The following is a 25,956-nucleotide window of genomic DNA, read 5'->3' on the forward strand; positions in this document are numbered from 1 at the left end:
CCGAATGCACTCTGGACCGACCCGCGGCTACCGGGCCGACATCGTTACCACCGCCCAGACGGGCTTCATTGATTTCGCCGGGAGGCGCGCATGACCGACGCCGTTTCGGCCAGCCAGACGACACCCCCGCAAAACGGACGTGACAAGGCGGCCAACACCAAGGGGGGGCAAATGTCAGGCGTCATGTCTTCATTGCGCAGTAACCCCCGCATTCCCTTGCTCATTGCCGGGGCGGCAGCGATTGCCATCGTTGCAGCGTTGTTGCTGTGGGCCCGTGCCCCCGACTACCGCGTGCTGTACAGCAACCTCAGCGACGCCGATGGCGGGCGTATCGTCAACGAGCTGGATACGCGTGGCATTCCCTATCGCTTCACCGAAGGCGGTGGAGCCTTGCTGGTTCCCGGCGACCAGGTACATGCGCTGCGCCTGCAATTGGCAGAGCAAGGCTTGCCCCAGGCAGGCGATGTCGGTTTCGAGCTGATGGACAACCAAGCGTTCGGGATCAGCCAGTTCGCCGAGCAGATCAACTACCAGCGCGGCCTTGAAGGCGAGCTGGCACGCTCCATGGAATCACTGGGGCCGGTCGCCCACGCGCGCATTCATCTGGCCATGGCCAAGCAGTCGGTCTTCGTACGGGAAAACGAACCAGCCAAGGCCTCGGTCGTGCTCACCCTGCACCCCGGTCGCACGTTAAGCGATGGTCAGATCAGCTCTATCGTTCACATGGTTTCCAGCAGCGTACCGGAGCTGTCCGCCGACGCGGTGACCGTCGTCGACCAGGCCGGCCGTTTGCTTTCGCAGAGCGGCGGTAGCCTGGGCAGCCTGAACGGCACGCAACTGGATTATGTGCAGGAAATCGAGCGCTCCTACCAGATGCGTATCGAGCGCATCCTGGCGCCGATTTTGGGCGCCACCAACATCCGTGCCCAGGTGGCCGCCGATGTCGATTTCTCCACCCGCGAACAGACCGCCGAACGGTATGGCCCCAACCAGGGCAACAACGCCGCTGCCGTGCGCAGCCGTCAGCTCAACGAGAACTATACCGGTGGCGACGAGCTGGCCATGGGCGTACCGGGTGCGCTGACCAATACCCCGCCGGGCGTCGCGCCGTCACCCATCGACGAAGGCCAACCGGCCGAAGGCGAGGACGCTGCCGAAGGCAATACGGAAACTACGCAAGCGACCACTCCCCCGAGTCGTCTGAACCGTGGCGACGTGGTCAATTATGAAGTCGACCGCAGCGTCGAGCATATCCAATACCAGCGCGGCCAGGTCGAGCGCCTGTCTGCCGCGGTGGTCATCAACTACCGCGATACCGTCAACGACGAAGGCAAGCCGGTACGCGCGCCGCTCAGCGAGGCGGAACTGGAGCAGATCGAGCGCCTGATCAAGCAGGCCATGGGCTTCTCCGAAGCGCGCGGCGATGAGCTGGCACTGGTCAACAGCGCCTTTGCACAGAACGCGACTGGCGCCGAGCCGCTGCCGTGGTGGCAGACACCGCAGGCCATCGAGCTGGGCATGACCCTGGGCCGTTACCTGCTGGTCGCACTCGCTGCCCTGTTCCTGTGGTTCATGGTACTGCGCCCGATGGTCAAGCGTTACAGCCAGCCGGCAACCGCGTCCAGCCTGGCAATGGACAACCTGTCCAACGCCCCGGCGACCGCTATCGGCACGTCAGATGAGGATGATGAGGATAACATCGAGGAGAGCTCACCCCGTCGCCGTCGCAAGGCCAACGCCTACGAGCAGCACCTCAAGCAAGCCCGTGAAATGGCCCTGGAAGACCCCCGTATGGTCGCCATCGTTGTCAAGAGCTGGATGAACGAAAATGAGTAAGATGAGCGGCGTCCGCCGCAGCGCGATCCTGCTGCTGTCACTGGACGAGGACAGCGCAGCCGAAGTCTTCCGCCACCTTTCTACCAAGGAGGTGTCGGCGATCAGCCGCGAGATGGCGACCATCGACCAGATCTCTCATGAAGAGATGCGCCTGGTGCTCGACGAGTTCCATGACGAGGCCGAACAGTTCGCTGCGCTCAACCTGCACTCCAGCGACCATATCCGCGCGGTGCTGACCAAGGCGCTGGGGACCGAGCGGGCCTCGAGCCTGCTCGACGAGATTCTCGATGCCCAGGGCGCCAATACCGGTATCGAGTCGCTCAACCTGATGGAAGCCTCGATGGTGGCTGAACTGATCCGCGACGAGCATCCGCAGATCATCGCCACGATTCTGGTGCACCTCGAGCGCCACCAGGCCGCGGATATTCTCGAACTGTTCGACGACAAGCTGCGCAACGATGTCGTGCTGCGCATCGCCACGTTCAGTGGTGTACAGCCGGCGGCACTGCAGGAACTGACCGAAGTTCTCGGCGGTATGCTCGATGGCCAGAACCTTCGCCGTAGCAAGATGGGTGGCGTGAGAACGGCCGCCGAAATCCTCAACCTGATGAACTCGTCGCAGGAAGAAGCCGTCATCGAGACCGTACGGGCCCACAACGAGGACCTGGCGCAGAAGATCATCGACGAGATGTTCCTGTTCGAGAACATCGTCGACATCGACGATCGCGGCATCCAGCTCATTCTCAAGGAGGTCGACACCAATTCCCTGGTGGTGGCGCTCAAGGGTGCCCCGGATGCGCTGCTCGAGAAGTTCATGGCGAACATGTCCCAGCGCGCAGCCCAGTTGCTGCAGGAAGATCTCGAGGCGCGCGGCCCGATCCGGGTTTCCCAGGTCGAGGCCGAGCAGAAATCCATCCTGCAGATCGTGCGCCGTCTGGCGGACAGCGGCGAGATTGTCATAGGCGGTGGAGACGATAGTTATGTCTGAGCGTCTGGTCATTCCTGAGCATGATGTCGGCGACTGGCGTCGCTGGGAAATGGACGAACTCGGCACCCCCGAGCGAGAGCAACGCCGCCAGCGCGAGCGTTCGCGTCAGGAAGCCATTCGCCAGCAACTTTTCAAGCGCAATGCCGAACTCGAGGCCCTGCGCGAGAAGGCTCGCCAGGAGGCCTACGACGCCGCCTACAAGGCAGGTTTCGAGGAAGGCCGACAGGCCGGCTACGAGAAGGGACTGGAAGAAGGCCGCGTGGCGGGCGAGCAGGAACTGCAGCGCCAGACCCAGCAGGCCCTGGCCCCGCTGCTGCCCCTGGCCGAAGGCTACCGCGAGGCGCTCGATGCCCTGGACGGCGACGTCGCGGAGCGTCTGGTCGACCTGGCGCTGACCACTGGCAGACAGCTTGCCGGCGAGGCCCTCGACGCCCATCCCGAGGTCATTCTCGATATCGTGCGCGAATTGCTGCATGCCGAACCGTCCCTGTCGGGCCGGCCCAGGCTGTGGCTACACCCGGCCGACCTGACACTGGTCAAGGGTCACCTGGGGGCGGAATTCGACGCCGCCGGCTGGCAACTGCAGCCCGACGACACCATCAGTCGTGGCGGTTGTCGCGCCACCAGCGCCAGCGGCGAGCTGGATGCCACGCTGGAATCGCGTTGGGAGAGCATTTCCCGCCAGGTTCGTCGTCGTCACAATGACGGCCATGACGAGGGTCAGGCATGAGCATGGCAACGACCGCCGGCGACCTGCACCGGCAACGCTGGCAAGACGCCATTGGCGGCGTGCAGCGCCGCGTTGCCGGCGTGGCCTCCTACCGCACCAGTGGACGTATCGTGCGCGCGACCGGCCTGGTTCTCGAAGCGGTGGGACTGCGTGTACCGCTGGGCAGTGCCTGCCGCATCGAGCTCTCCCCCCACCCGGTGACGGGCCTTCCGGGCTCGGAGCAGCCGCGTTTCGCCGAAGCGGAGGTCGTCGGGTTCTCGGGGGAGAAGCTGTTTCTGATGCCGCTGGAAGAAATCAGTGGCCTGCTGCCCGGCTCGCGCGTCTTTCCCTTGGGCGAAGGCAGCGAGCACAGCAGCGCCAGACGTTTTCCGCTGGGCGATAGCCTGCTCGGCCGTGTTGTCGATGGTAACGGTCGCCCGCTGGACGGTAAGGGTGAGTTGACCGATGCTCCCCACGCTCCACTTGCCACTCCCCCGCTCAATCCGCTGTCACGCGCACCGATCGACACCCAGATCGACGTCGGCATCCGTGCCATCAACGGCCTGTTGAGTGTCGGTCGCGGTCAGCGCATGGGCCTGTTTGCCGGCTCCGGCGTGGGCAAGTCGGTATTGCTTGGCATGATGGCCCGCTATACCGAGGCCGACGTGATCGTCGTCGGTCTGATCGGCGAGCGCGGACGCGAAGTTCAGGATTTCATTCATAATATTCTCGGTGCCGAAGGCCGCCGCCGCTCGGTGGTCGTCGCCGCACCTGCCGACACGTCACCGCTGCAGCGTCTGCAGGGTGCCGCCTACGCCACACGACTGGCTGAGGGGTTCCGCGATGCAGGGCGCAACGTGCTGCTGATCATGGACTCGCTGACGCGCTATGCCATGGCGCAGCGCGAGATCGCACTGGCCATCGGCGAACCCCCGGCCACCAAGGGCTACCCGCCCTCGGTATTCGCCAAGCTGCCGAGCCTGGTCGAGCGTGCCGGCAACGGCATGCAGGGCGGCGGCTCGATTACGGCATTCTATACCGTGCTGACCGAGGGCGATGACCAGCAGGACCCCATCGCCGACTCGGCACGCGCCATTCTCGATGGGCATATCGTGCTGTCTCGCTCCCTGGCCGAAAGCGGGCATTATCCGGCCATCGACATCGAGGCCTCGATCAGTCGTGTCATGACAGCCGTCGTCAGCGGCGACCAGCTGCGCCAGGCCCAGCGCTTCAAGCAGATGGTGTCGCGCTACCAGCGCAACCGCGACTTGATCAGCGTAGGGGCCTATACCCCGGGTCACGACCCGCAGCTCGACCAGGCAGTGGCAATGTACCCGAGACTCGAGCAGTTCTTGCAGCAACGCATCGACGAACGCGCCGACATGCCACAGACGCACCAGGTTCTCAGCGCCCTGGTGCCGCCGGGACATTGAGAGCCTTGACTCGTCAGGGCACGAATTCGATGAGAAAGCGACGTTTCCCCCCAGTATCCGTCGCTTTGCTGCAGCGGGGCATACGCAACAATGCTATGACGCCGCTGCTGCGGCTTGGCCGAAGTCTACCCAGAAGGAACGATCCCGTGGCCCAAGCAACGACACCGTTGGATACGTTGATTTCCCTGACACGCGACTCGCGAGACAGCGCCAGCATCGAGCTGGGAAACTCGCGTCGCGACCTGCAGAATGCCAAGTCCCAGCTCGAGACCCTGACCCGATATCGCCTGGAATACCGCCAACGTCTCCAGCAGGCGATGGAATCGGGCATCGGGCCCGATAGCTGGCGTAACTATCAACAGTTTCTCGCGTCGCTGGACGCCGCCATCGCCCGAGCCCGACAGACCCTCGGCGAGCGCGAGACACGCGTGAACCAGGGCCAGAAACGCTGGCAGAACGAGCAGCGCAAGCTATCCGCCTACGACACCCTGGCGACCCGCCGGGACACCGCAGCACAGCAGCGCGCCAACCGCCAGGAACAGCGCCTGGCCGATGAGATGGCAGCCGGCCTCGTCCTGCGTCGCCAGCGTCAAGACACGAATTCCGAATCCAGTCACTGAGGCAGCCCGCTTCCATGGAACTCTCTCAACTGCTCGCCGGTAGCAACGCCGCCGCCTCACTGCCCCAGACCCATGCCGACGGCAAGACCGGCAGCAAGGGCGATGCCGAGTTCGCCCGGCTTTTCAAGCAGGCCGGTGAGGCGGGCAAGGGCAAGACAACCGATGCGCCGACGCTGGCGTCTGCCACCGGAAAAACCCTGCTTACCGAGGCCAACACCGAAGCCGGTGTGACGACCAGCCCCCCGTCCGTGCGGGGCGATGCCAAGGAGACTGACCCGGCAGAATTGAGCGATACGCTCCTGACCCAGCCGGGTGAGCTGGCACCGTTGGCTCAGCAGGTTAACCAGGCCATCGAAGGCAACTTGGCGGAAAACGCCCAGAATGAGCAACTTTCGCAAGACGCATGGCGCCAGGGTCAGGCCGAGCCTGGCGATCCTGTGCTGGGCACACTTGCGCCGATGCCGGGTAGCGGTGATCTTGCCGATATTCGTCAGCGCCTGGACATGATCGCCAGTGCACAGCGCGGTGATGCGTTGCCTGCTCAGCCGGGCGCAGCTCTTGCCACCAACGCAGCGCAACTGATGACTCAAGTGGATGCGAGGAACGCATCCGGTGAGCGAGTCATGGCAACCGCCGACGCACAAGCCGCCGGGCTGAGGCACCAGCAACTGACAGCCCAGGGCATGCATACATTGACGCAGCAGGATGCCCCTGTGCAGCCGCTGACGCCGGCCGCGCCCAACTTCACCGACGCCATCGCCGCGGTTGCCGCTGACGAACCCGCCCTGCTCTCCCGACATGGCCCCGACCCAGCGACCAACCTGGGCATGCCTGCTGCGACATCACCGCTGGGCAGCACGGCCAACGGCGGCAATGGTATCGCTCCTAACGCCATGCCAGCCACACCAACCCTGGCAGCGCCCCTGGCCTCGGCCCAGTGGCAGCAAGGACTGGGGCAACAGTTGGTAGCCTTGCACCAGCGTGGCGGACAGCAGGTCGAGCTTCATCTGCACCCTGCGGAACTGGGACCGCTGTCCATCAGCCTCAAGGTCGATGACCAGTTGGCCCAGGCCCAGTTCTTCTCGGCCAATCCACAGGTACGTGCCGCGGTAGAACAGGCCATCCCCCAGCTACGTGAGGCGCTCGAAGAGAGCGGCATTCAACTGGGCGAAGCGATGGTGGGCGAGCACCAGCAGCGTGACGAGAGTCGCGACCAGTCCCGGGGCGAGCGTGCCATGGCCGGCCGGACCGGTGACTCGCGGCTGACGTCGGCAGACGAATCAGCGACAGCCCCCCGGACGACGACGATCGTCCTGGATGACAACGCGATCGACCTGTACGCCTGACGCTACCCTTCAAGAATGGCCAACGCGGCCGATACCCAGTAGAGCCTGCACGCATATCGCGTCAGGCTCTACCGCTGTCTGGAGCGCAACGCGTTCAGCCTTCGGACAAAGCCTAGAGATAAGCGTGTATCGGCAGCTTTTTCCATCCTTGCCGGAGACAAGGCTGCTTGCATAATCCCCACAGAATCATCGACCAAAGACGGCGTGAGCAATGGCCAAGAACCCCAACGCAGGAACGAGTCGCAAGCCCTGGTGGCTGCTAGGAATCATCCTCATCGTGCTTTCGATGGCCAGTTCGGCTGGCGTGTACTTTCTGCTCGATTCCAAGAGCGAGGCAAGTACCGAGACAGCCGAGGAGCCAGCCGAGCCCATCAAGCCGGAGCCGCCGATCTTCGTGACCGTCTCGCCGTTCACAGTCAACCTGCAAAGCGACCAGTACGAGCAGCGCCTGCTGTATATCGGCCTGTCGTTCAAGGTGGGCGATGAAACAACGCGCGAGATGCTCGAGCAGAACATGCCCCAGTTGCGTAGCCGGTTGCTGTTGCTGTTCTCCAGCCAGCATGCCGAAGGCCTGACGACACCTGAAGGCAAGCAGGCACTGTCACAGCAGATCCTGGCGCTTTTCGACGAGCCGTTCAGCGACCCCCAGCCCGAACTGGCGGTCAACGACGTCCTCTACACCGACTTCATCGTGCAATAGGGACACCATGTCTCAAGACGATCTGCTCTCGCAGGACGAGATCGACGCCCTCCTCAAGGGCGTCAGTGGCGAAGACGATGCGAGTTCCGGCAGCGACAACGCTGGCGACTCACGCATTCGCCCTTACGATCCGGCGACCCAGCACCGGATCATCCGGGAACGTCTGCATGCGCTGGACATCATCAACGAACGCTTCGCTCGCCAGTTCCGCATGAGCCTGTTCAACCTGTTGCGGCGCAGTGCCGACATCACGGTGGATAGCGTGCGTTACCAGAGCTATAGCGAGTTCTCGCGCCACATTCCGGTGCCGACCAACGTCAACCTGATCTCGATGAAGCCGCTGCGCGGGACCGCCCTGGTGGTCTTTCCACCCAGCCTGGTGTTCATGGTGGTCGACAACCTGTTCGGCGGTGACGGCCGCTTCCTGACCAAATCGGAAGGTCGCGAGTTCACGCATACCGAGCAGCGTATCATCCAGCGCCTGCTGCACCTGGCTATCGATGCCTATCAGGATGCCTGGAAGTCGGTCTTCCCGCTGGAGATCGACTATACCCGCTCCGAGATGCAGCTGCGGTTCGCCAATGTCACCAGCTCGCCCAACGAGATCGTGGTGACAAGCACGTTCCATCTGGAAGTGGGCAACCTGGCCAGCGATTTCCAGGTTTGCATGCCCTACTCGATGATCGAGCCGATTCGCGACCTGCTGTCGGGCCCGTTGACCGACAACCATGCCGACGAGGAAAGCCAGTGGGGCCAGCGCATGGCGGGCGAGATCAAGCAGTCGCACGTCGAGCTGGTCGCAGATTTCGTCGACCTGGAAACCAGCCTCGGCCGGGTCATGTCGCTCAAGGTCGGTGACGTGCTTCCGCTGGAACTGCCGGAAATCGTGACCGCGCGCGTCGATGGCGTGCCGGTCATGGAGTGCGAATTCGGCAGCCAGCAAGGCCAGCGAGCCCTGCGTGTGCGCCACCTGATCGACCATGTCGCCAACAACGCCAAGTTCAAGTTCACCCCCGGGCTGTTGAAGCAAGCCAAGGAATCCGACAATGACTGACCCCAAGAAACCCGAACAGAACAGTACCGACGACGCTTGGGCGGACGCCATGGCCGAACAGGGGGCCGGCGCACCATCAGCCGACGAGGACGATCCGTGGGCGGCCGCGTTTGCCGAGCAGGCCGAGGTCGAGGCCGAATTGCAGGTCGAAGTGGCCGGCAGCCAGGCCACCGCCGCCGGCGACCAGGTCTTCAAGCCGTTGGATTCCAGTGCCAGCAGCGGTACCATGCGCGACCTGGAAATGATCATGGACATCCCGGTCAAGTTGACCGTGGAGCTGGGCCGCACGCGTATTACCATCAAGCAGTTGCTGGAGCTGGCACAGGGCTCGGTGATCGAGCTCGATGGCCTCGCCGGCGAGCCCATGGACATCCTGATCAACGGCTATCTGATTGCCCAGGGCGAAGTCGTCGTGGTCGATGACAAGTACGGTATTCGTATTACCGAAATCATTACACCGTCAGAGCGCGTGCAGAAACTCAACCGATGAGCCAAGGTTCCGCGACACAAGGCACCGCCGAGGCATTGAGCGGTGCCCAGGGAGACACCCTGCTGGGTCTGGCCACACTGGGCAAGACGGCACTGGCGCTTGCGCTGGTGATCGGCGTGATCCTGTTGTGCAGCGCGTTGCTCAAGCGTGTCGGCCCGGGCCGCACCGGACATAACCGCCATCTCAAACTGGTAGCCAGTACCGCCGTGGGCCAGCGCGAGCGCGTGGTCATCGTCGAGGTCGAGGGTACCTGGCTGGTGCTTGGTGTGGGTGGCGGCGAAGTCACGCGGCTGCATGAGATGCCGGCCCCCGAGCCGCACGAGCCCGCTGGCCCTGCTGCCGACGCCGATGGCTTTGCGGCACGCTTCGCCACGGCCATGCGCCACAATGCACGCAACAAGTTCACGCGTAGCGACAAGCGTAGCGGAGAGGATGTGTGAGGTTGCCAGTCTCCTGCCCACCAAGCGTTGCGGCCCTGCGCCTTGCTCGCCACTTCCTGATGCCGACACTGATCGCCGCGGTCGTCCTCGTGTTCTTGTGGCCCCAGGCCAGTTGGGCGCAGGCAACCATCCCCGGGCTCGTCACGCGCCCACTGGACGATGGTGGCCAACAATGGTCGTTGAGTCTGCAGACACTGCTTCTGCTCAGCTCGATGGCATTCCTGCCAGCCGTGCTGCTGATGATGACCAGTTTCACTCGCATCATCATCGTGCTCGGCCTGCTGCGTACCGCCATGGGCACCCAATCGGCACCGCCGAATCAAGTCCTGCTGGGGCTGGCCCTGTTTCTGACGTTTTTCATCATGTCGCCGGTGCTCAACGAGGCCTACGAGGTTGCCTGGCAGCCGTTTTCGGACCAGCAGATCAATTTCGATGAGTTCCTGCAGCTAGCCAGCCAGCCGTTCCGCGAATTCATGCTGGCCCAGACCCGCGAGCCGGACATCGCCCTGTTCGGACGCCTGGCGGAGGCCGGCACGTTCCAGGGGCCTGAAGACGTGCCGATGCGCGTCCTGCTGCCGGCCTTCGTAACCAGCGAGCTGAAGACCGCATTCCAGATCGGCTTTACTATCTTCATTCCGTTTCTGATCATCGATCTTGTCGTCGCCAGCGTTCTCATGGCGCTGGGCATGATGATGGTCCCCCCGGCAACGATATCCCTGCCCTTCAAGCTGATGCTGTTCGTGCTGGTGGATGGATGGCAGTTGCTGATCGGCTCACTGGCCGAAAGTTTCTACATCTAGGTGCCGTTCGACTCCCGGCGGCGGCAAGCACATTCGCGAGGTAACCGACCATGACACCCGAAATGGTCATGAGCATGGCATATCAGGGCATGAAGGTGACGCTGTTCCTTGCCGGCCCCCTGCTTATCACGGCACTGCTGATCGGTCTGCTGGTCAGCCTGTTCCAGGCGGCCACCCAGATCAACGAGATGACGCTGTCGTTCATTCCCAAGATCCTGGGTGTCTTTGGTGCCCTGGTACTGGCCGGCCCGTGGTTGATTCAGCTGATCACCAACTTCACTACCGAGCTGTTTCGCAACATCCCGCTGATGCTGGGCTGACATGGTCGAGGTCACTTTCGATCAGTTGCAGGCATGGCTGGTCGCCTTCCTGTGGCCTTTCGTTCGCCTGACGGCCTTCATCATGGCCGCCCCGTTATGGGGCCATACCAGCATTCCCCGTCAGGTGAAGATCGGCTTCGCCGCGGTACTCGCCTTCGTCATCGCGCCAACCCTGCCGCCCCTTCCCGACGTCCCCATCGTTTCCTGGCCCAGCCTGGGCATCATGGTCGAACAGATGCTGATCGGGGTGGCCATCGGCCTGGTGATGCGCGTGACCCTGGCGGTGGTGATGGCAGCCGGGGAATACATTGGCCTGCAGATGGGCCTGGCCTTCGCTACGTTCTTCTCGCCGGACATCGGTGCGCAGAGTATGGTGCTCTCGCGCTTTCTGTACATGATCACGCTGCTGATGCTGCTGGCCTTCAATGGCCACCTGATCGTCATCGAGATTCTGGCCGGTTCCTTCGATACCCTGCCCATCGGCTATGCCAGTCTCAACCCGAACGCCTTCGACATGCTGGCCCGCTATGGCAGCACGATCTTCACGGCCGGCCTGCTGCTGTCCCTGCCGGTTGTCGCCGCATTGTTGATCATCAACCTGTCACTGGGCATTCTCAACCGGGCAGCGCCGCAATTGACGATTTTCTCCGTCGGCTTTCCGCTGACCCTGACCGTGGGGCTGGTCCTGCTGATGGTATTGATGACCGACTACGCCAGCTTTCTCGAGCGCCTGTTCGCCAACGGCTTCCAGTTTATCCAGCGCCTCATCGAGACGCTGGCAGGCTAGACCGGTGCAACATCAGCATGCGAGAAGCACCAAGGGCGCCATCGGCGCCCTTGGTGTCGTTAGGTGATAGCGGTCACAGCTGATCGAACAGTGACATCCCCTGGATATCGACAAAGGCTTTCTGCGAGGCCTGCAGCCCCACCTGGCGCAGCGTGTAGTCGGAAATTGCCCGCGCATAGTCCAGGTCGACCAGATCGGACAGGGTCTGCTCATAGTTCAGGGAGCGGTTGCCACCGACCGTGTCCAGGGTATCCAGTTCGTTGAGTCGGGCACCGACCGAGGCACGCACGGTAAGCACGTTGTCCAGGCCGTTGTCGAGCTGACGGCTTGTCGTGGACAGCGTGTTCTGCAGGGCGGCCTTGGCAGCGTCGGTCTCGGTCGTGCTATTGAGAGCCTTGATAGCGTTCTCCAGCGTGGAGAAGATATTCTGGTCCTGAGCCTTCGCCATGCTGAGGGTATCGCCGGCAACAGGTTCGCCTTCGAGAGTCAGCGATACCCCACCGAATGATAGTGTTTTGCCGCTTTCGTAAGCCGCATCCTCAATGACGGGCGTATTCGTCGTTGTGTTGGTCACTGTGTAGGTAGGATTGCCGCCGGCATCCTCACCAAAGACCACTGTATAGCTATCCCCGTAACCGGGGTCACTGGCATTGGATCTCGTCGGACCAGTAAACGTGACGCTCCCGGTATTGCTCTCTGCCGCTTTTGCCACATAGCCCGTACCGCTATGTACACTGGCGAAGATTTCCGAGCCATTGTTGCCCACCGGCATCAGGCGCGAGGAATCGACCTTCTGCTGCCTGACACCGGTATCGCCCTGATAGGACACACGGCCATCGGCATCCTTGACGAACGGCGGTGCATCGTCCTGATACCCACCGAACAGATAGGTGCCATTGCCGTTGGTGACATTGGCCTGGCCGAGCAGGTTCTCGTAGATACCCTGAAGCTCGCTGGCGATGGAGGCCCGGTCGGCATCGCTCAGGGTGCCGTTCTGCGCCTGGACGATCAGCGTCTTGGCACTGGCGATACTGTCACTGACGCTATTAAGGACACTCTCTTCCTGCGACAGCGCATTGCGTGCCGATACACGGGCATCGGCGTACTGCTGGCTGACGGCCATGGACTGCGATACGGCCACGGCACGAGACGCCGCCTGGGGATCGTCGGATGGATTGACCACGCGACGCCCACTGGCGATCTGCTGGCCGACTTTCATGAAGTCGCTCTGTTGCCGGTTCATCGACGACAGGCTGGATTCGAACATGGTGACGGTGCTGATGCGCATGATGTCGTCCCGTTATTGATGCTTAGCGCAGGCCAAGAATGGTGTCGAGCACGGTCGTGCCGATCTCGATCACCTTGGCGTTGGCCTGGTAATACTGCTGGAAGCGAATGAGGTTGGCCGCCTCTTCGTCGAGATTGACGCCCGACTCGGACTGCTGCACGGCGGTCAGCTGCTGGGTCAGTCCTTCCTGAGCGGACAGGTTCACCTTGACGACATTGGTACGGTTACCCACGTCACTGACCAAGGACGAATACGCTTCGCTCAGACTGGCCTTGCTACCCACGAGGTCAACGTTCTGCAGCTCCTGCAGGGCAAGCGCATTGCGATTGTCGCCCGATGCGTTGGTTTCACCAGCAGCGATCTTCGCAGTATCGCTGACAAGGTTCTCGAATTGCCCGGCAAGGTTGCGTGTGGGCTGCAGTTGGTACTTGTCCCCAGCCGCAGGTGTGCCATTAACGGTCAAGGTCACGCCTTCAAACGCCAGTGTCGTGTTTCCTGCCCCGTCGGTGCCCGCCGTAAACGTCACGCTGTCGCCGGAATCCGCCCGTTTGACCGTGTAGTCGGTACCATCGAAGCGGATATCGTAATCGCTCGTGGTGACTTGCAAGGCGTTGCTGAATTCAGCCGTAATGACCGCTGTACTGACATTGCGCTCATTGGCGAAAACGGTCGGCGAGCCGATGGAAAAGAACGCCTCGCCTGTATCGCCATTCAAGTCGATGCCCTGCGCATGCTGCTCATTGAAACCTGCTGCCAGCGCCAGGGCCATCTGACCGATCTGGTTCTGGGTCTTGTCCAGGGTTTCGCGACGGAAGGTCATCAAGCCACCCAGCGTACCACTGTCGAAAGTGGACTCCTTGAGCTCGATGGCATTGCCCCCCGCATCGTGGTAGGCAACCACGGTGCGCGACGGATCGGTCGCGGAGCTGACGGCTTCCAAGGCGAAGCTACGACTGCCGGCCACCAGGGGCTGGCCGTTGCCGATCGTCAGGTTGTAGGTGCCGTTGTCCTGAACGATCAGGTCGACACCGATGCGCTCGCTGATTTCCGCCACCAGTTGGTCGCGTTGATTGAGCAAGCTGTTCGGGGCCTCGCCGGTCTTGGCCTTGGCCAGGGCGATTTCCTTGTTGAGCTTGGCCATCTGGTCGGCCGCATTGTTGATCTGCGTGACTTCGTCACGGAACTGGCCGTTGATGCCCGATTGCATGTCGTCCAGGTAACTGTCGAAGGCACGGAACTGCGCGGTGAGCGTATCGGCGGTCCCGATCACACCCTGGCGAGCCGCCGGGTCCGAGGGGGCACCGGCCAGGTCTTCCAGCGAGGAAAAGAAGCTTTGCATCAGCGGCGCCAGCCCGGCATCACGATCGGCCAGCAGGTTGTCGATCTGGCTGACCTGGGTGGCATACGCCTCGAGGGCACTGGCACTCGAGGTGGCGTTGTTCAACTGCGAAGCAATGTAATGGTTGAACTGGCGCTGCACGTCGTTGACCTGCACGCCGTTGGCACCGCTACTGCTTTCGCCCAGCAGGGTGAGCTGGCGGTTATAGCCCGGTGTATAGACGTTGCTGATGTTACTGCCAGTGGTTTGCAGGGCGGTCTGGGCCGCACTCAGGCCGCTGAGGCCGATGGAAAAGAGGCTCATGAGTCCGTTCCGATGTAGCGATTGTTAGGGTTATCGGCATGAAACCGGCAAACTTGAAGGCGAACAACGCTCATGGGGCCGTTGTTCGCCTTGCTGGCCTCACAGCCCGAGACCGCTGACGAGCGGTGCATGGCCGGCCTGCGCCACACTGCGCTCCTTGCTGCCGAGGGAATTCATCACGGCGATCAGCTTATCGGCATAGGCCGGGTCGGTAGCGTAGCCTCCCGATTGCAATGCCCGGGCAGCAGAGGCGGCATCCGGTGCGGCAACCACGCCTGCGTAGCGCGGATTGTCACCGATCAGGCGAGCGTAGTCGGTGAAGGCCTCCTCGAAGGAACCGTAGACGCGGAAACGATCGACCTGCTTGACCGGACGGCCGTTGACGTACTCGGTGGTGGTGATGTCGGTAGTGTCACCCTGCCAGCGGCTGCCCGCCTTGATCCCGAACAGGTTATGGCTGTTACCGCCATCGCGAGTGGGGATCTCGTGGCGCCCCCAACCGGTTTCGAGCGCCGCCTGCGCCAGGATCAGCTCGGCGGGCACGCCAGTCTTGCGGCTGGCTGCCTGGGCGGGCCTCTCCAGGCGATCCAGGAATCGCGTCACATGATCGGCGCGCTCGCCGCGTACCGGCGAGATCGTTGCACTGGCATCCGGCGCGTCAGGCGTTACCGAAGCGCCATAGCCGCCCTGCCCGCCTTGCGGTCGCAGATCGAGTTCCTGGCTCAGCAGCGAGCCGAACTCACTGGGTGCCGGGGTTGGCTCGGTGCGCTTGGCAAGAGGTTCAAGGGCACCATCGGCATTCAAACCGTCATGCAACAAGCGAGGCGTACCGCGCGGGATACCGGCAATCAGATCCTCGGTCGCGCTGCTGCCCTGGGGCACCAGCCCACGCCCCTCCAACTGGTTGATGAGCTGTTCGGCCAAGCCGATACCGTGACCGGACAGATGTTGCGACCACTGCTTGTCGAGCATTTCGGTATAGAACTTGGTCTGCTGGCTATCGAGCAGCCCCGACTCGGGCACAGCCTCGCGCATGCTCTTGAGCATCATCTGCAGGAAGATCGCCTCGAATTGCTTGGCCGCCTCTTCCAGCCCCTGGCTGGGGTCGCTGCCGGCCGTGCGCTTGAGGCGCTGCAGCCCCTGCAGGTCAAGGGCAAATTGCCCGCTCAGGTTCTCGACTGCCATTACATGATCTCCAGCTCAGCCCGCAGCGAGCCGGCTTCCTTGAGCGCCTGAAGAATCGACATCAGATCCTGCGGCGTTGCACCCAGTGCATTCAAAGCCCGCACGACCTCAGCCAGGTCGGCGCTGGTTTCCAGCATCTGCAAAGCGCCCCCCTGCTGGGCTACGGTGATGTCGGCATTGGGCACGACCACGGTTTCGCCTTCCGAGAACGGATTGGGCTGGCTGACCTGCGGGTTGGAATCGATGGTGATCGACAGGTTGCCATGCGCCACGGCAGCCCGGCGCAGGGTCACGGCGCTGGTCAGCACCACTGAGCCGGTCCGCGAGTTGACGATGACCCGCGCCGGCCCTTCGCCCAGCGCCAGGTCGATGTTCTGGACGCGTGCCATGAAGCGCACGCGCTCGTTGCTGTCCATGGGCGCTTCCAGACGGATCACCCGACCATCCAGCGCTGTGGCCACCGGCATGCCGAACTCGCTGTTGATGGCGGTCACGGCACGCTGGACGGTATCGAAGTCGTAGTTGTCGAGCTGAAGATCGAGCGTGCCATCGGCCCCCAGCACCAGCGGCACTTCCATCTCCACGGTCGCGCCACCGCTGATCCGGCCAACCGCCTGGTGATTGACCTGCACGCTGCTGCCACCGGCCTGTGCGCCCACGCCACCCACCAGGACATTACCCTGGGCGAGCGCATAGATTTGCCCATCGGCCCCTTTTAGTGGCGCCATCAACAGGGTACCGCCACGAAGACTCCGGGCATTGCCGACCGACGAGACCACGACGTCGATTTCCTGGCCGGGGCGCGCGAACGGGGGCAGCACGGCGGTAATCATGACGGCTGCCACGTTCTTGAGCTGCATGTTGGTTCCCTGGGGCACGGTAATGCCCAACTGGGACAGCATGTTGGTCAGGCTTTGGGTGGTGAACGGCGCCTGGGTTGTCTGGTCCCCGGTCCCATCGAGGCCGACGACCAGGCCATAACCGACCAGCGAGTTTTCGCGCACCCCGGCAAAGGAAGCCAGATCGCGGATTCGCTCGGCCTGGGCCGGGAGCGTCATCCCCAGCCACAGCAGAACTACTACGCACAGACGCACAGCCAGCACTGAGGAGAAGCGACAGGAAACCATCTTCATCGACCTGTTGTTCCGACGCCGATCAGAACGGCGACACGTTGAGGAAGAAGCGTTGCAGCCAGCCCATGGTCTGCGCCTCGTTGATATAACCATTACCCACATATTCGATACGCGCATCGGCAACCAGGGTCGACGGCACGGTATTCTGCGCCGTGATGGTGCGCGGGTTCACGACACCAGAGAAACGGATGAACTCGGTACCCTGATTGATGATGATCTGCTTTTCGCCGCGCACCCGCAGGTTGCCGTTGTAGAGTACGTCCATCACCGTGACGGTAATGGTGCCGGTAAAGGAGTTGGAGGCCTCGGCCCCACCGCTACCGGAGAAATCGTTATTGCCTTCCACATCGAAGCCGTACTCGGCTAGCTGGTCCAGGGCATCGGGCAGCGTCGCCAAATCAAGCCCCGCCGAGCCGCTACGCCCGGCGTTCGCCGATGCGTTCTTGCTGGCGCTGACCTCTTCGTCCAGGACAATGGTCAGGATGTCGCCGATCATGCGCGGGCGGCGATCCTCGAACAGCGGCTGGTAACCGCGAGCGGGCTGAAATATCGACCCATTGGGTACCGGTGATGGCGGCTCTACGATGACGATGCGCTCCTGCTCACCGACCACAGAGGGCTGAGGCAACTGGGCGCAGCCGCCCAGCACCAGTAAGGCCACCATTGCCAGCACCCAACGCATGAAACGCCCTTGGCCGTTACCTTCTCGCCGTCTCATATACACATTGTCCATGCTTTCGGAACTCACATTACAACTGGGTCAGACGAGCCAGCATTTCATCGGACGTCTGGACGGCCTTGCTGTTGATCTCGTAGGCCCGTTGGGTCTGGATCATGCTGACCATCTCCTCGACCACATTGACGTTAGATGTCTCTACGTAACCTTGGTAGAGCCTACCGGCGCCATTCAGGCCGGGCACGCTGTCATTGCGCGGGCCGGAGGCGTTGGTTTCGAGATAGAGGTTCTCGCCGATACTTTCCAGGCCGGTCGGGTTGGTGAACGTCGACAGCAGAATCTGTCCCACTTCGTTGGACTCGGAAGACCCCGGCTGGGTCACCGAGACCACACCGTCCTGACCGATCGAGATCGACAGAGCGTTCTGGGGAATAAATACCGCCGGCTCGACGGGGTAACCACTGGCGGTAACCATCTGACCGTTCTGGTTGACCTGGAAGCTGCCATCGCGGGTATAGGCCGTGGTGCCATCGGGACGCAGCACCTGGAAGAAACCCTTGCCATTGATCGCCAGGTCACGCGAGTTTTCGGTATTCTCGAGCCCCCCCTGATTATGCAGGCGCTCGGTAGCCACGGGACGCACACCGCTACCGATCTGCATGCCTGAGGGCAGGTTGTCCTGGACGGTATTCTGTGCGCCCGGCTGGCGCATGTTCTGGTACAACAGATCCTCGAACACGGCACGCGAGCGCTTGAAGCCATTGGTGCTGACGTTGGCCAGGTTGTTGGCGATAACGTCCATCTGCATCTGCTGGGATTCGAGGCCGGTCTTGGCCGTCCACAGCGATCTGATCATGGTTGGTTTCCTCGAAAGTCTTGTCCGGTACCGATGGCGCTATCAGCCAGTCACGGAGAGCAGGTTATTGGCACGCTGGTCGTTTTCATCGACGTTCTCGATGGTCTTCATCTGCATGTCGTAGCGCCGCGCGCTGTCGATCATGGCGACCATGGCCTCGGTCACGCTGACGTTGCTGCCCTCCAGCGCACCACTGACCACACGCACGTTGTCATCGGCCTGCAGTGCGGGGATATTGCCGTCGGCATTCGGTGCCGGACGAAACAGACCGTCAATGCCACGCTGCAGGCTGCCCGGTTCGGGGTTGACCAGCTTGAGGCGCCCTGCCGGCCCGCGGGCTGTCGGGTCGGTGCCCGGCACCAGTGCGCTCAGGGTGCCATCGCTACCGATACTGATGTCGGCGCCCAGCGGCACGACGATCGGACCGCCATCCCCCATGACCGGGCGTCCCATGCTGGTAAGCACGCCATTGGCATCGATCTGCAGGTCACCACGGCGGGTATAGGCTTCACCGTCCGGCGTCTGCACGGCCAGCCAGCCGTTACCGTCGATGGCCACGTCCAGCTCGCGGCCAGTGGTACTGATCGCACCATGGCTGAAGTCGCTGCCCGGCGTGGACGCAGCCACTACCGTTCGCGTGGGCAGCCCTTCGCCATTGACCGGTACGGCACGCATGGCCTGCAGCTCGGCGCGAAACCCGGGGGTCGCGGCATTCGCCAGGTTGTGGTTGATGACCGCCTGCAGGTCCATGCTCTGCCTGGCCCCACTCATGGCGGTATAGAGGATGCGATCCATAGTCGTTGGCTCTCGCTCTCCGGTATCTGTGAAAACCCGGTTCAACGATGCCGGGAGACTCTCCCGGCATCAGATGGCATTAGCGCAGGTTGACGGCACTCTGCAGGACTTCGTCCTGCACCTTGATGGTCTGCGAGTTGGCCTGGTAGTTGCGCTGCGCGATGATCAGATCGACCAGTTCCGCCGTGAGATCGACGTTGGATGTTTCCACCACGCCGGACTCGATGGTGCCGAACACCCCGCCACCCGCCTGACCCAGCAAAGCCTGACCGGATGTGCTGGTTTCAGCCCAGGCGTTGTCACCAATCGGCTGCAGTCCTTCCGGGTTGCGGAAGTTGGCCAGAGTGATGGTGCCAAGGACCTGCGACTGCTCGTTGGAGTAGTTGCCGACGATGTTGCCTGCGTCATCGATCGTGATACCGACAAGACTACCCGAGCTGTAGCCGTTCTGATTCAGTGAACTGAGCTCGAAATCGTTGCCAAACTGAGTGGTACCAGTGAAGTCAACGGCATAGTTGAGAGCGGCCGCGCCGCCACCCGGCGTAAAGGAGAAAGCGCTACCCGTCGTCGAGGCCAAGGTACCGTTCGCGTTGAAGCTCATGGTCCCGGTATTGACGGCATCGACGGTGCCATCCATGGACTGCTTGACTTCCCATTGGTTGTCGGCAGTCTTGGTGAAGTACATGGTGACGTTGTGGGATACGCCCAGCGAGTCGTAGACTGTTGCGCTGTTGGCGTAGGAGTACGTATCCGGGTTGGTAGCGTCAAACGCAACGGTACCGCGATCGACGATGTCAGTAGACGCATCCAGATTCAGGCTGGCATCGATTTCCGAGGTTGGCGTCGCCATCAGCGCACCAGACGGCACCTGCAGGGTCTGCGGCTGACCGCCGGCGCCGACACCGGTCGGATAACCGGTCAGACGCGCGCCCTGGGCATTCTCAAGATAACCGTCACTGGTCATGGTCAGCTGACCATTACGCGAATAGACGACCTGATCGTTCTGGACCATGCGGAAGAAGCCAGTGCCGCTGACGGCCAGGTCGAGGTTGCGGTTGGTGGTTTCCAGCGTACCGTCGCTGAAGTTCTGAAGTACCGCGGAAACGCGGGTACCCAGGCCGACCTTGGCGCCGGCGTAGACATCGGAGAACTGAGCACTGGAGCCCTTGAAACCGACGGTCTGCGAGTTGGCGATATTGTTGCCGACCACATCGAGATTGGTGGCCGCGGCGTTGAGACCACTAAGAGCTTGTGAGAAACCCATGGTTTGACTCCCTGCGCGTTACAGAATTCGTTTAATGATTTTGGCTATTCATATGCGTCAGAGAATCTGGCGCACGTCGCTCAATGCCACGGGATCGAGCGTGGCCCCGAGATCCAGTTGCGGGCCGCTGGCCGTCTTCACGACGCCACCCACCTGGGCATAGTTAAGCGCCGTCACGGTGACGGGCTTGTCATCCAGCGTCGCTGCAATGTTGACCCGATAGGAGCCCGACGGCGCCATGGTCTGGCCATCGCTCAAGGTGCCATCCCAAGTGAAGGATTCGACACCGGCATCCAGCGCACCCACGTCGAAGGTACGCACGACCTCACCAGCCTCGTTGGTGATAGTGATCTTGACCTGATCGGCGGCACTGTCCAATTCGACACCGAACGGCGTGGTTGCCACACCATCGACCTCGTCACTACCCTGCCCGACAAGAACGCGATCCCCCGGCACCAGCACCCCCTGGCCGATCAACGCTGCTGCCTGCAGCGTCTGGCCGGCATCGATCTGCCCGGTGATGCCCTCTAGCGTACTGTTGAGATCCTGGATGCCGTTGACGGTATTGATCTGTGCCAGTTGCGAAGTCATTTCCGCGTTTTCCATCGGCTTCAAGGGATCCTGGTTCTTCAACTGCGTCACCAGCAGGGTCATGAAGCTGTCGCTCAACTCCTGACTCGTACCCTGCGTCTGCTTGGCAGCAGCGCCGAGGTTCATGTTGCTGAGGACGCTGTTATCGATAGTGTTGGCCATGCCTGTCTCCGTGCGCTACCTATCAGTTTTCGCCCAGCGTCAGTGTCTTGAGCATCAGCGTCTTGCTGGTGTTCATGACTTCGACGTTGGCCTGGTACGAGCGTGATGCCGCAATCATGTTGACCATCTCGTTGACTGGCTCCACGTTGGGCATCGTCACGTAGCCGTTTTCATCGGCCAGGGGATGCTCGGGGCGGTATTCGGTGCGCATCGGCGAAGGATCGTCGAGGACCTGGGAGACACGCACCCCACCGACGCCGCTGGCGGTCTGCGACTGGGTCTCGAACATGACCTGCTTGGCCCGGTAGGCCTCACCATCGGGCCCCGCCACACTGTCAGCGTTAGCCATGTTGCTGGCGGTGACGTTCATGCGCTGCGCCTGGGCGCTCATGGCCGAGGCGGAAATATCGAAAACGCTAAACATGGACACGTGGCATTACTCCGACTGCATGGCCGTTTTCAGCCCTTGGATCTTGCGATTGAGGATAGTCAGGCCGGCTTGATAGCGGACCGCATTGTCGGCAAACTGCGCGCGCTCGCGGTCCATGTCCACGGTATTGCCGTCCAGGCTCGGCTGGTCGGGCACCCGATAGAGCAGCTCGCGCCCCATCGAGGCCGGGGCCTGTGCAGGGATATGGCGACTGGATGTCGTGGCCAGACTCAACCCGTTTCGGTCACCCCGCCCCTGGTCCATGGCCCTCGACAGTTCGCTGGAAAAGTCGAAGTCACGCGCTTTGTAGTTGGGCGTATCGGCATTGGCGATATTGCTGGCCAGTACTTTCTGGCGTTCGGCGCGCAGGTTGAGCACTTCCTGGTGAAAGTTGAGTGACCCGGCAAGCTTGTCGATCATCATCGAGCCCCTTGGCTTGGATGGGGAAAGATTCAGCGTGGAGAATAGACGCCCCCCTGTCTGCCCAAAGGCAAAAACAGGCCCTGGTTTGGCCATCATTTCGACATTTGATTTTTTCAGTTGGCTCTTAGAATCGGCGACTGTCGAGATGGGAGGTGGCTGATGCGTATGCGTTCACATGCCGATTTGCAAAGACAGCCAAGCCAGATGATGGCGAGGTTCGTGTCAGGACTTCTATTAGCGTTTGGCTTGTGGCTGGTTTCCGCGTCAGCATCCTGGGCAGCGACCGACAGTCACTCATTGGCGGAGTCTCGAGTCACGGCATTTCTTCTCGAGCAGGCAGCGGGCCTGGGACGTGACATCGGGATTACCGTGCATCCGGCGTCGGCCCGCTTGCCTGACTGTATCGATCCGCAGCCCTTCCTTACCAATCCCGGACAGCGCCTTTACGGGCGGGTTTCGGTTGGCCTGCGTTGCGGTGAACAAGGCCAGCAGACACGCTATCTACAGGCCAGCGTTTCCGTGCTCGTCGATCATGTCGTGGTCGCTCGCGATATCGACGCGGGAAGCCTGATTACCGCCGGCGACTTGATGCTGGAGGAAGCACGGCTGGAACGCCTGCCCCGTCATGCCCTGCTGGGCATCGATGATGCCTTGGGCATGACTGCGGCACGCCCGTTACGTGCCGGGACGACACTGCAGACGCATTACCTTCGTCGTCCGGAATTGGTGTCGCGGGGAGCCCACGTGACCGTGACGGCTCACGGAGCGGGTTTCTCGATCAGTCGCAAGGCCAAGGCGCTCGATAGCGGTGCCCTGGGAGACACGGTCCGCTTGAGCACCGACAATGGCGAACAATTAATCGCCACCGTAACGGGCCCCGACCAACTGAAGATTACGCTCTAGCACGCCGCCGCCCGATAGACAGAGGAAGGCCAACGAGCAGGAACCTAAATTCCCGGCTGGGGACTAAAGTATTCGTGGCCAACGCCGATAGACAGGGAAAGCGACCTATCGTGAGGATGTTTGCGTGAAAATCGACAGTTCTCAGCCCCTGAACCCGATTGCCCAGGGCGAAACCGGCAAGAAGCCGCAAGCCGATGCGGCAGAATCGGTAAAGAGCAAGACTCAACCGGCGACCGTCACCCACTTGAGTGACAGTGCCAAGGACGCCAGCCAGGATGTCGATGCGGCGCGTGTCGCCGAGATTCGCCAGGCGATCAGCGAAGGACGTCTCGATATTCGCGCCGAGCGTATCGCCGACGGCTTGATCGACAGCGTCCGGGACCTGCTCGGTGACAAGTCGTCCTGAAACGTAGTGGAGTACTGACCATGAGCCTGGCCCAGCATATTGCCCGTCAACGAACTTACCTCGAGACCCTGATTGCACTGCTCGAAACCGAGCGTGAATCCCTGGCTCATGGTCAGGTCGACGGGCAACGTCTTTCGCAACTCGCCAAGGACAAGCAGCAGGCCATTGCCCAGCTCGAGCAACTCGAGTCCCAGCGTATCAGTGCACAGCGCAAGCTGGGTTATGGCGAGGGCCGGTTGGGAGCAGAGCGTGCCGCACAGGACGCTGGCTGCGCGCGGGACTGGCAGGCGTTCCGTGAACGGGCCCAGCATGCCAAGCAACTCAACCAGCTCAATGGTGTACTCGTCGGCTCTCGCCTGACCCAAAATCAGCGAATCCTGGATTTCCTCAACGAAGCGGCCGGCAAGTCACTGTATGGACCCGATGGCCAGTCGCGTCGACGCGGTTTTGGCGGAGTCGCCTCTAGCGCATAAATGTAAACGCAACGTAAAATTTACGTATATTTTCGGTAAGCAATTTGTCTTGACCTGCAGTTAACAATCCGCTGTTATAGTGTGATCGACGGTTATATGCCTTCACTATAAGGATATAATGATGCGCTCGGTCGTTATAGCATCTGTTTTCTGTAGCACCAGCCTGCAGCCAGCGGAGAGGCGTCATCGGAGGGCGATTGCTTGATTTCCGATGCACTGCGCCAGTCCCTGGCCGCCTGCCCCAACCTGCCTTCGCTGCCCGCTGCCGTACTCAAGGTCATCGAACTGGCGCGTGATCCTGACGTCAAGCTTCAGCCTCTGGTCGAAGCGTTGAATCACGACCCTGCCCTGACTGCCAGGCTGATTTCGCTGGCCAACACCGTCTACTACACCCAAGCCGGCCGTCCTGCCAATACGCTACGTGAAGCCGTGGAGCGACTGGGGCTGGACATGTCCGTCTCGCTGGCACTGGGGTTCAGTCTGGCCAAGGGATATGGCAACCGGGCCCAGGCCAATGGGCTGGATCTGCATAGGTACTGGCAGCGCTCACTGACCAGTGCAGTGGCTGCGCGTGAACTGGCTCGTCATGTGCCCGTCAGCCTGGATAGCGACACCATCTTTACTGCAGCGCTGTTACAGGATATCGGCATGCTGGCGCTGGACGCCGTGGAAGGCCCAATCTATGCCGATACGCTGCATGGCACCCTCCAGCACGATGACATCAGCCTGCGTGAGCGAATCGACCTGGGGGCGGATCACACCGAAATTGGTGCCTGGCTGGCGGCTTCCTGGGGATTATCGCCCTTGAGCTGCGAGTGGATACGCTATAGCCACGACTGCCCCGTCAACCGACAAGCGCTGAGCGGGAGCGAGTGCGTGATGTTGTCGGGACGCCTGGCAGACATCTGGCTTGCCCCGGATGGCCACAAGACGTTGGCGTTGCTTGAACCCTGGCTGGGCAACGACAAGTTTCGTGGAGAGTTGCTAAGCAGCATCCAGGAACAGTTACCAGTCATTGCCGAACTGTTCGATGTCGATGCGCCGGGTAAGATCGATCCCCACCAGCTCTTGTTCGAAAGCAAGCAACTGCTGTTGGAGCGCAGCCTCAATCTGCACGAGCAGCTACAGGCGCAGGAAAGGGAACTCGCCCAGCTACGTGAGAGCAATGCCAAGCTCAATGAAGCCATCCGTTTCGATCCGCTGACGCGGCTATTCAACCGCCAGTATCTGGTACAGATGTTCGAGGACTGCTTCTGCGAAGCGCAACACGATGACCTGCCGCTTTCCCTGGTGTTCATCGACCTGGATCACTTCAAGCAGATCAACGATGAACATGGCCACCACTTTGGCGACGAAGTGCTACGCGCCTTCGCCAGCCTGCTCCAACGCAGCTGCGAACCCGGTACCATCGTGGGGCGGTACGGCGGCGAGGAGTTTCTTGCCATCCTCAAGAACAGCACGCACGCAGAAGCCTCGGCCTTTGCCGACGCGCTATGCGCCAAGCTACGTGCCCAACCCTTGCTACAGCGTGCCGGTGCCCCTATCTTCATCACGGCATCCGTGGGGGTGGTCAGCCTGAGTGACGGCAACTTCTCGCTGCCCAAGGAAATGATTCATGTGGCCGATCAACGCATGTATCTTTCGAAACGCCAGGGACGCAACCGAATAACCGCACAGTGACCCGGCTATAGCCGGGCCTCGATTCGCTCGAGTATCTGCTGGCTGACCTTGTTGGCGATGGGCTGGGCCGCCTTGTTGACCGCCTTTTCCAGCAGCCGGTTGCGGATCTGGTAGTCCACGGTCAAGGTCACACGGGTGCCCTCGGGAACGGACTCGAGCAGGTAACGTCCATGGTTGCGCACCCCATCTACCGATTCCCAGGCCAGGACAGTGGGCGCACGCCGCTCCGTAATCTGTACGTCGAAGCTCCAATCCATGCCAATGGCATGGATATGCCAGCGATAGCGGGAATCGCCAAGCGGCTCGATCGATTCGATCATGTCCGAATAATCGGCAAAGCGTTCGACCTGCTCCAGCAGGGCAAACACCCGCTCGCGCTCCGCATGGACAATCGCACTATGCTCAATGGTCGCCATTCACAACTCTCGCTGGTTCGCTGAACTGCTTTCGAGGGTAACGTCAGCCAACCCGAATCGCCAGTCGGGAACACTGGCCGAGGGCATATCCAACAGGTAAGATGACGCCC

Annotated in this window: 29 protein-coding genes; 17 read left to right on the forward strand and 12 right to left on the reverse strand. The window is 61.8% G+C overall.

Annotated features, from left to right (window positions below):
* The first annotated feature begins 90 nt into the window (after window positions 1–90).
* The 13 genes from fliF to fliR all read left to right on the forward strand — a co-directional run bounded on the left by fliF (window position 91) and on the right by fliR (window position 11,523).
* The gene (gene fliF / locus BM194_RS05610) at window positions 91–1,836 is read left to right on the forward strand and encodes a flagellar basal-body MS-ring/collar protein FliF (protein ID WP_092844608.1); all 1,746 of its coding nucleotides are present in this window, start codon (window positions 91–93) and stop codon (window positions 1,834–1,836) included.
* Window positions 1,829–2,824 carry a flagellar motor switch protein FliG gene (fliG, locus tag BM194_RS05615; RefSeq protein WP_092844610.1) on the forward strand — a complete coding sequence of 332 codons (996 nt, stop codon included), beginning with the start codon at window positions 1,829–1,831 and terminating at the stop codon, window positions 2,822–2,824. Before fliF ends, fliG begins: the two co-directional genes overlap by 8 nt.
* Window positions 2,817–3,554, forward strand: a complete 738-nt coding sequence (gene fliH / locus BM194_RS05620; RefSeq protein ID WP_092844612.1) for a flagellar assembly protein FliH — start codon at window positions 2,817–2,819, stop codon at window positions 3,552–3,554. Before fliG ends, fliH begins: the two co-directional genes overlap by 8 nt.
* A complete protein-coding gene (fliI, locus tag BM194_RS05625; protein WP_092844614.1) occupies window positions 3,551–4,966 on the forward strand; it encodes a flagellar protein export ATPase FliI in 1,416 nt (471 codons plus the stop codon). Before fliH ends, fliI begins: the two co-directional genes overlap by 4 nt.
* A gap of 146 nt (window positions 4,967–5,112) precedes the next feature.
* Entirely contained in the window at window positions 5,113–5,586 is a 474-nt protein-coding gene (gene fliJ / locus BM194_RS05630; RefSeq protein WP_208324628.1) for a flagellar export protein FliJ, read from the forward strand.
* 14 nt (window positions 5,587–5,600) lie between these two features.
* Window positions 5,601–6,932, forward strand: a complete 1,332-nt coding sequence (locus BM194_RS05635) for a flagellar hook-length control protein FliK (protein ID WP_092844616.1) — start codon at window positions 5,601–5,603, stop codon at window positions 6,930–6,932.
* A 211-nt stretch (window positions 6,933–7,143) separates the two neighbouring features.
* A complete protein-coding gene (fliL, locus tag BM194_RS05640) occupies window positions 7,144–7,632 on the forward strand; it encodes a flagellar basal body-associated protein FliL (RefSeq protein WP_092844618.1) in 489 nt (162 codons plus the stop codon).
* A 7-nt stretch (window positions 7,633–7,639) separates the two neighbouring features.
* Window positions 7,640–8,686: a flagellar motor switch protein FliM gene (gene fliM, locus BM194_RS05645; RefSeq protein ID WP_092844620.1), complete on the forward strand. Its 1,047-nt coding sequence runs from the start codon at window positions 7,640–7,642 to the stop codon at window positions 8,684–8,686.
* Window positions 8,679–9,176, forward strand: coding sequence for a flagellar motor switch protein FliN (gene fliN / locus BM194_RS05650; RefSeq protein ID WP_092844622.1), 498 nt, complete (start codon window positions 8,679–8,681; stop codon window positions 9,174–9,176). The genes fliM and fliN overlap by 8 nt, the downstream gene beginning before the upstream one ends.
* Complete coding sequence (gene fliO / locus BM194_RS05655) at window positions 9,173–9,616, forward strand: flagellar biosynthetic protein FliO (RefSeq protein ID WP_092844624.1); 444 nt, start codon at window positions 9,173–9,175, stop codon at window positions 9,614–9,616. Before fliN ends, fliO begins: the two co-directional genes overlap by 4 nt.
* A 59-nt stretch (window positions 9,617–9,675) precedes the next feature.
* On the forward strand, window positions 9,676–10,416 hold the full coding sequence (gene fliP, locus BM194_RS05660; RefSeq protein WP_092844970.1) for a flagellar type III secretion system pore protein FliP: 741 nt from the start codon (window positions 9,676–9,678) through the stop codon (window positions 10,414–10,416).
* A 50-nt stretch (window positions 10,417–10,466) separates the two neighbouring features.
* Window positions 10,467–10,736 carry a flagellar biosynthesis protein FliQ gene (fliQ, locus tag BM194_RS05665; protein WP_026300437.1) on the forward strand — a complete coding sequence of 90 codons (270 nt, stop codon included), beginning with the start codon at window positions 10,467–10,469 and terminating at the stop codon, window positions 10,734–10,736.
* Between the two features lies 1 nt (window position 10,737).
* Window positions 10,738–11,523, forward strand: coding sequence for a flagellar biosynthetic protein FliR (gene fliR, locus BM194_RS05670; protein WP_092844626.1), 786 nt, complete (start codon window positions 10,738–10,740; stop codon window positions 11,521–11,523).
* Between the two features lie 73 nt (window positions 11,524–11,596).
* Here the strand turns inward: fliR and flgL are convergent, their stop codons facing one another.
* From flgL to flgB, 11 genes are all read right to left on the reverse strand, one after another.
* Complete coding sequence (flgL, locus tag BM194_RS05675; protein ID WP_092844628.1) at window positions 11,597–12,811, reverse strand: flagellar hook-associated protein FlgL; 1,215 nt, start codon at window positions 12,809–12,811, stop codon at window positions 11,597–11,599.
* A gap of 22 nt (window positions 12,812–12,833) precedes the next feature.
* A complete protein-coding gene (gene flgK / locus BM194_RS05680) occupies window positions 12,834–14,453 on the reverse strand; it encodes a flagellar hook-associated protein FlgK (protein WP_092844630.1) in 1,620 nt (539 codons plus the stop codon).
* Window positions 14,454–14,552: 99 nt separating this feature from the next.
* Window positions 14,553–15,638 (reverse strand): flagellar assembly peptidoglycan hydrolase FlgJ, encoded by a 1,086-nt coding sequence (flgJ, locus tag BM194_RS05685; RefSeq protein ID WP_092844632.1) that lies wholly within the window; start codon window positions 15,636–15,638, stop codon window positions 14,553–14,555.
* Window positions 15,638–16,771, reverse strand: coding sequence for a flagellar basal body P-ring protein FlgI (locus BM194_RS05690; protein WP_177223354.1), 1,134 nt, complete (start codon window positions 16,769–16,771; stop codon window positions 15,638–15,640). Before BM194_RS05690 ends, flgJ begins: the two co-directional genes overlap by 1 nt.
* A 22-nt stretch (window positions 16,772–16,793) precedes the next feature.
* On the reverse strand, window positions 16,794–17,453 hold the full coding sequence (locus tag BM194_RS05695; RefSeq protein ID WP_092844634.1) for a flagellar basal body L-ring protein FlgH: 660 nt from the start codon (window positions 17,451–17,453) through the stop codon (window positions 16,794–16,796).
* Window positions 17,454–17,520: 67 nt separating this feature from the next.
* The gene (gene flgG / locus BM194_RS05700) at window positions 17,521–18,303 is read right to left on the reverse strand and encodes a flagellar basal-body rod protein FlgG (RefSeq protein WP_092844636.1); all 783 of its coding nucleotides are present in this window, start codon (window positions 18,301–18,303) and stop codon (window positions 17,521–17,523) included.
* 42 nt (window positions 18,304–18,345) lie between these two features.
* Window positions 18,346–19,098: a flagellar basal body rod protein FlgF gene (locus BM194_RS05705; protein WP_092844638.1), complete on the reverse strand. Its 753-nt coding sequence runs from the start codon at window positions 19,096–19,098 to the stop codon at window positions 18,346–18,348.
* Window positions 19,099–19,177: 79 nt separating this feature from the next.
* Window positions 19,178–20,362 carry a flagellar hook protein FlgE gene (flgE, locus tag BM194_RS05710; protein ID WP_092844640.1) on the reverse strand — a complete coding sequence of 395 codons (1,185 nt, stop codon included), beginning with the start codon at window positions 20,360–20,362 and terminating at the stop codon, window positions 19,178–19,180.
* Between the two features lie 57 nt (window positions 20,363–20,419).
* The gene (gene flgD, locus BM194_RS05715) at window positions 20,420–21,115 is read right to left on the reverse strand and encodes a flagellar hook assembly protein FlgD (RefSeq protein ID WP_092844642.1); all 696 of its coding nucleotides are present in this window, start codon (window positions 21,113–21,115) and stop codon (window positions 20,420–20,422) included.
* 22 nt (window positions 21,116–21,137) lie between these two features.
* The gene (gene flgC / locus BM194_RS05720) at window positions 21,138–21,545 is read right to left on the reverse strand and encodes a flagellar basal body rod protein FlgC (protein ID WP_092844644.1); all 408 of its coding nucleotides are present in this window, start codon (window positions 21,543–21,545) and stop codon (window positions 21,138–21,140) included.
* A 6-nt stretch (window positions 21,546–21,551) separates the two neighbouring features.
* A complete protein-coding gene (gene flgB / locus BM194_RS05725; RefSeq protein ID WP_092844646.1) occupies window positions 21,552–21,965 on the reverse strand; it encodes a flagellar basal body rod protein FlgB in 414 nt (137 codons plus the stop codon).
* Between the two features lie 222 nt (window positions 21,966–22,187).
* On the opposite strand from flgB, the gene flgA reads away from it, so the two are divergent.
* From flgA to BM194_RS05745, 4 genes are all read left to right on the forward strand, one after another.
* Window positions 22,188–22,871 carry a flagellar basal body P-ring formation chaperone FlgA gene (gene flgA / locus BM194_RS05730; RefSeq protein WP_177223355.1) on the forward strand — a complete coding sequence of 228 codons (684 nt, stop codon included), beginning with the start codon at window positions 22,188–22,190 and terminating at the stop codon, window positions 22,869–22,871.
* Window positions 22,872–22,995: 124 nt separating this feature from the next.
* Entirely contained in the window at window positions 22,996–23,277 is a 282-nt protein-coding gene (flgM, locus tag BM194_RS05735) for a flagellar biosynthesis anti-sigma factor FlgM (RefSeq protein ID WP_092844649.1), read from the forward strand.
* A gap of 20 nt (window positions 23,278–23,297) precedes the next feature.
* Window positions 23,298–23,750: a flagella synthesis protein FlgN gene (locus BM194_RS05740; RefSeq protein ID WP_092844651.1), complete on the forward strand. Its 453-nt coding sequence runs from the start codon at window positions 23,298–23,300 to the stop codon at window positions 23,748–23,750.
* 201 nt (window positions 23,751–23,951) lie between these two features.
* The gene (locus BM194_RS05745) at window positions 23,952–25,430 is read left to right on the forward strand and encodes a GGDEF domain-containing protein (protein ID WP_092844653.1); all 1,479 of its coding nucleotides are present in this window, start codon (window positions 23,952–23,954) and stop codon (window positions 25,428–25,430) included.
* 5 nt (window positions 25,431–25,435) lie between these two features.
* Here BM194_RS05745 and BM194_RS05750 read toward each other — a convergent pair whose 3' ends face one another.
* On the reverse strand, window positions 25,436–25,846 hold the full coding sequence (locus tag BM194_RS05750; protein WP_092844655.1) for an SRPBCC family protein: 411 nt from the start codon (window positions 25,844–25,846) through the stop codon (window positions 25,436–25,438).
* Window positions 25,847–25,956: the final 110 nt, after the last annotated feature.

It is taken from the genome of Modicisalibacter xianhensis, assembly GCF_900113605.1.
Lineage (GTDB): Bacteria > Pseudomonadota > Gammaproteobacteria > Pseudomonadales > Halomonadaceae > Modicisalibacter > Modicisalibacter xianhensis.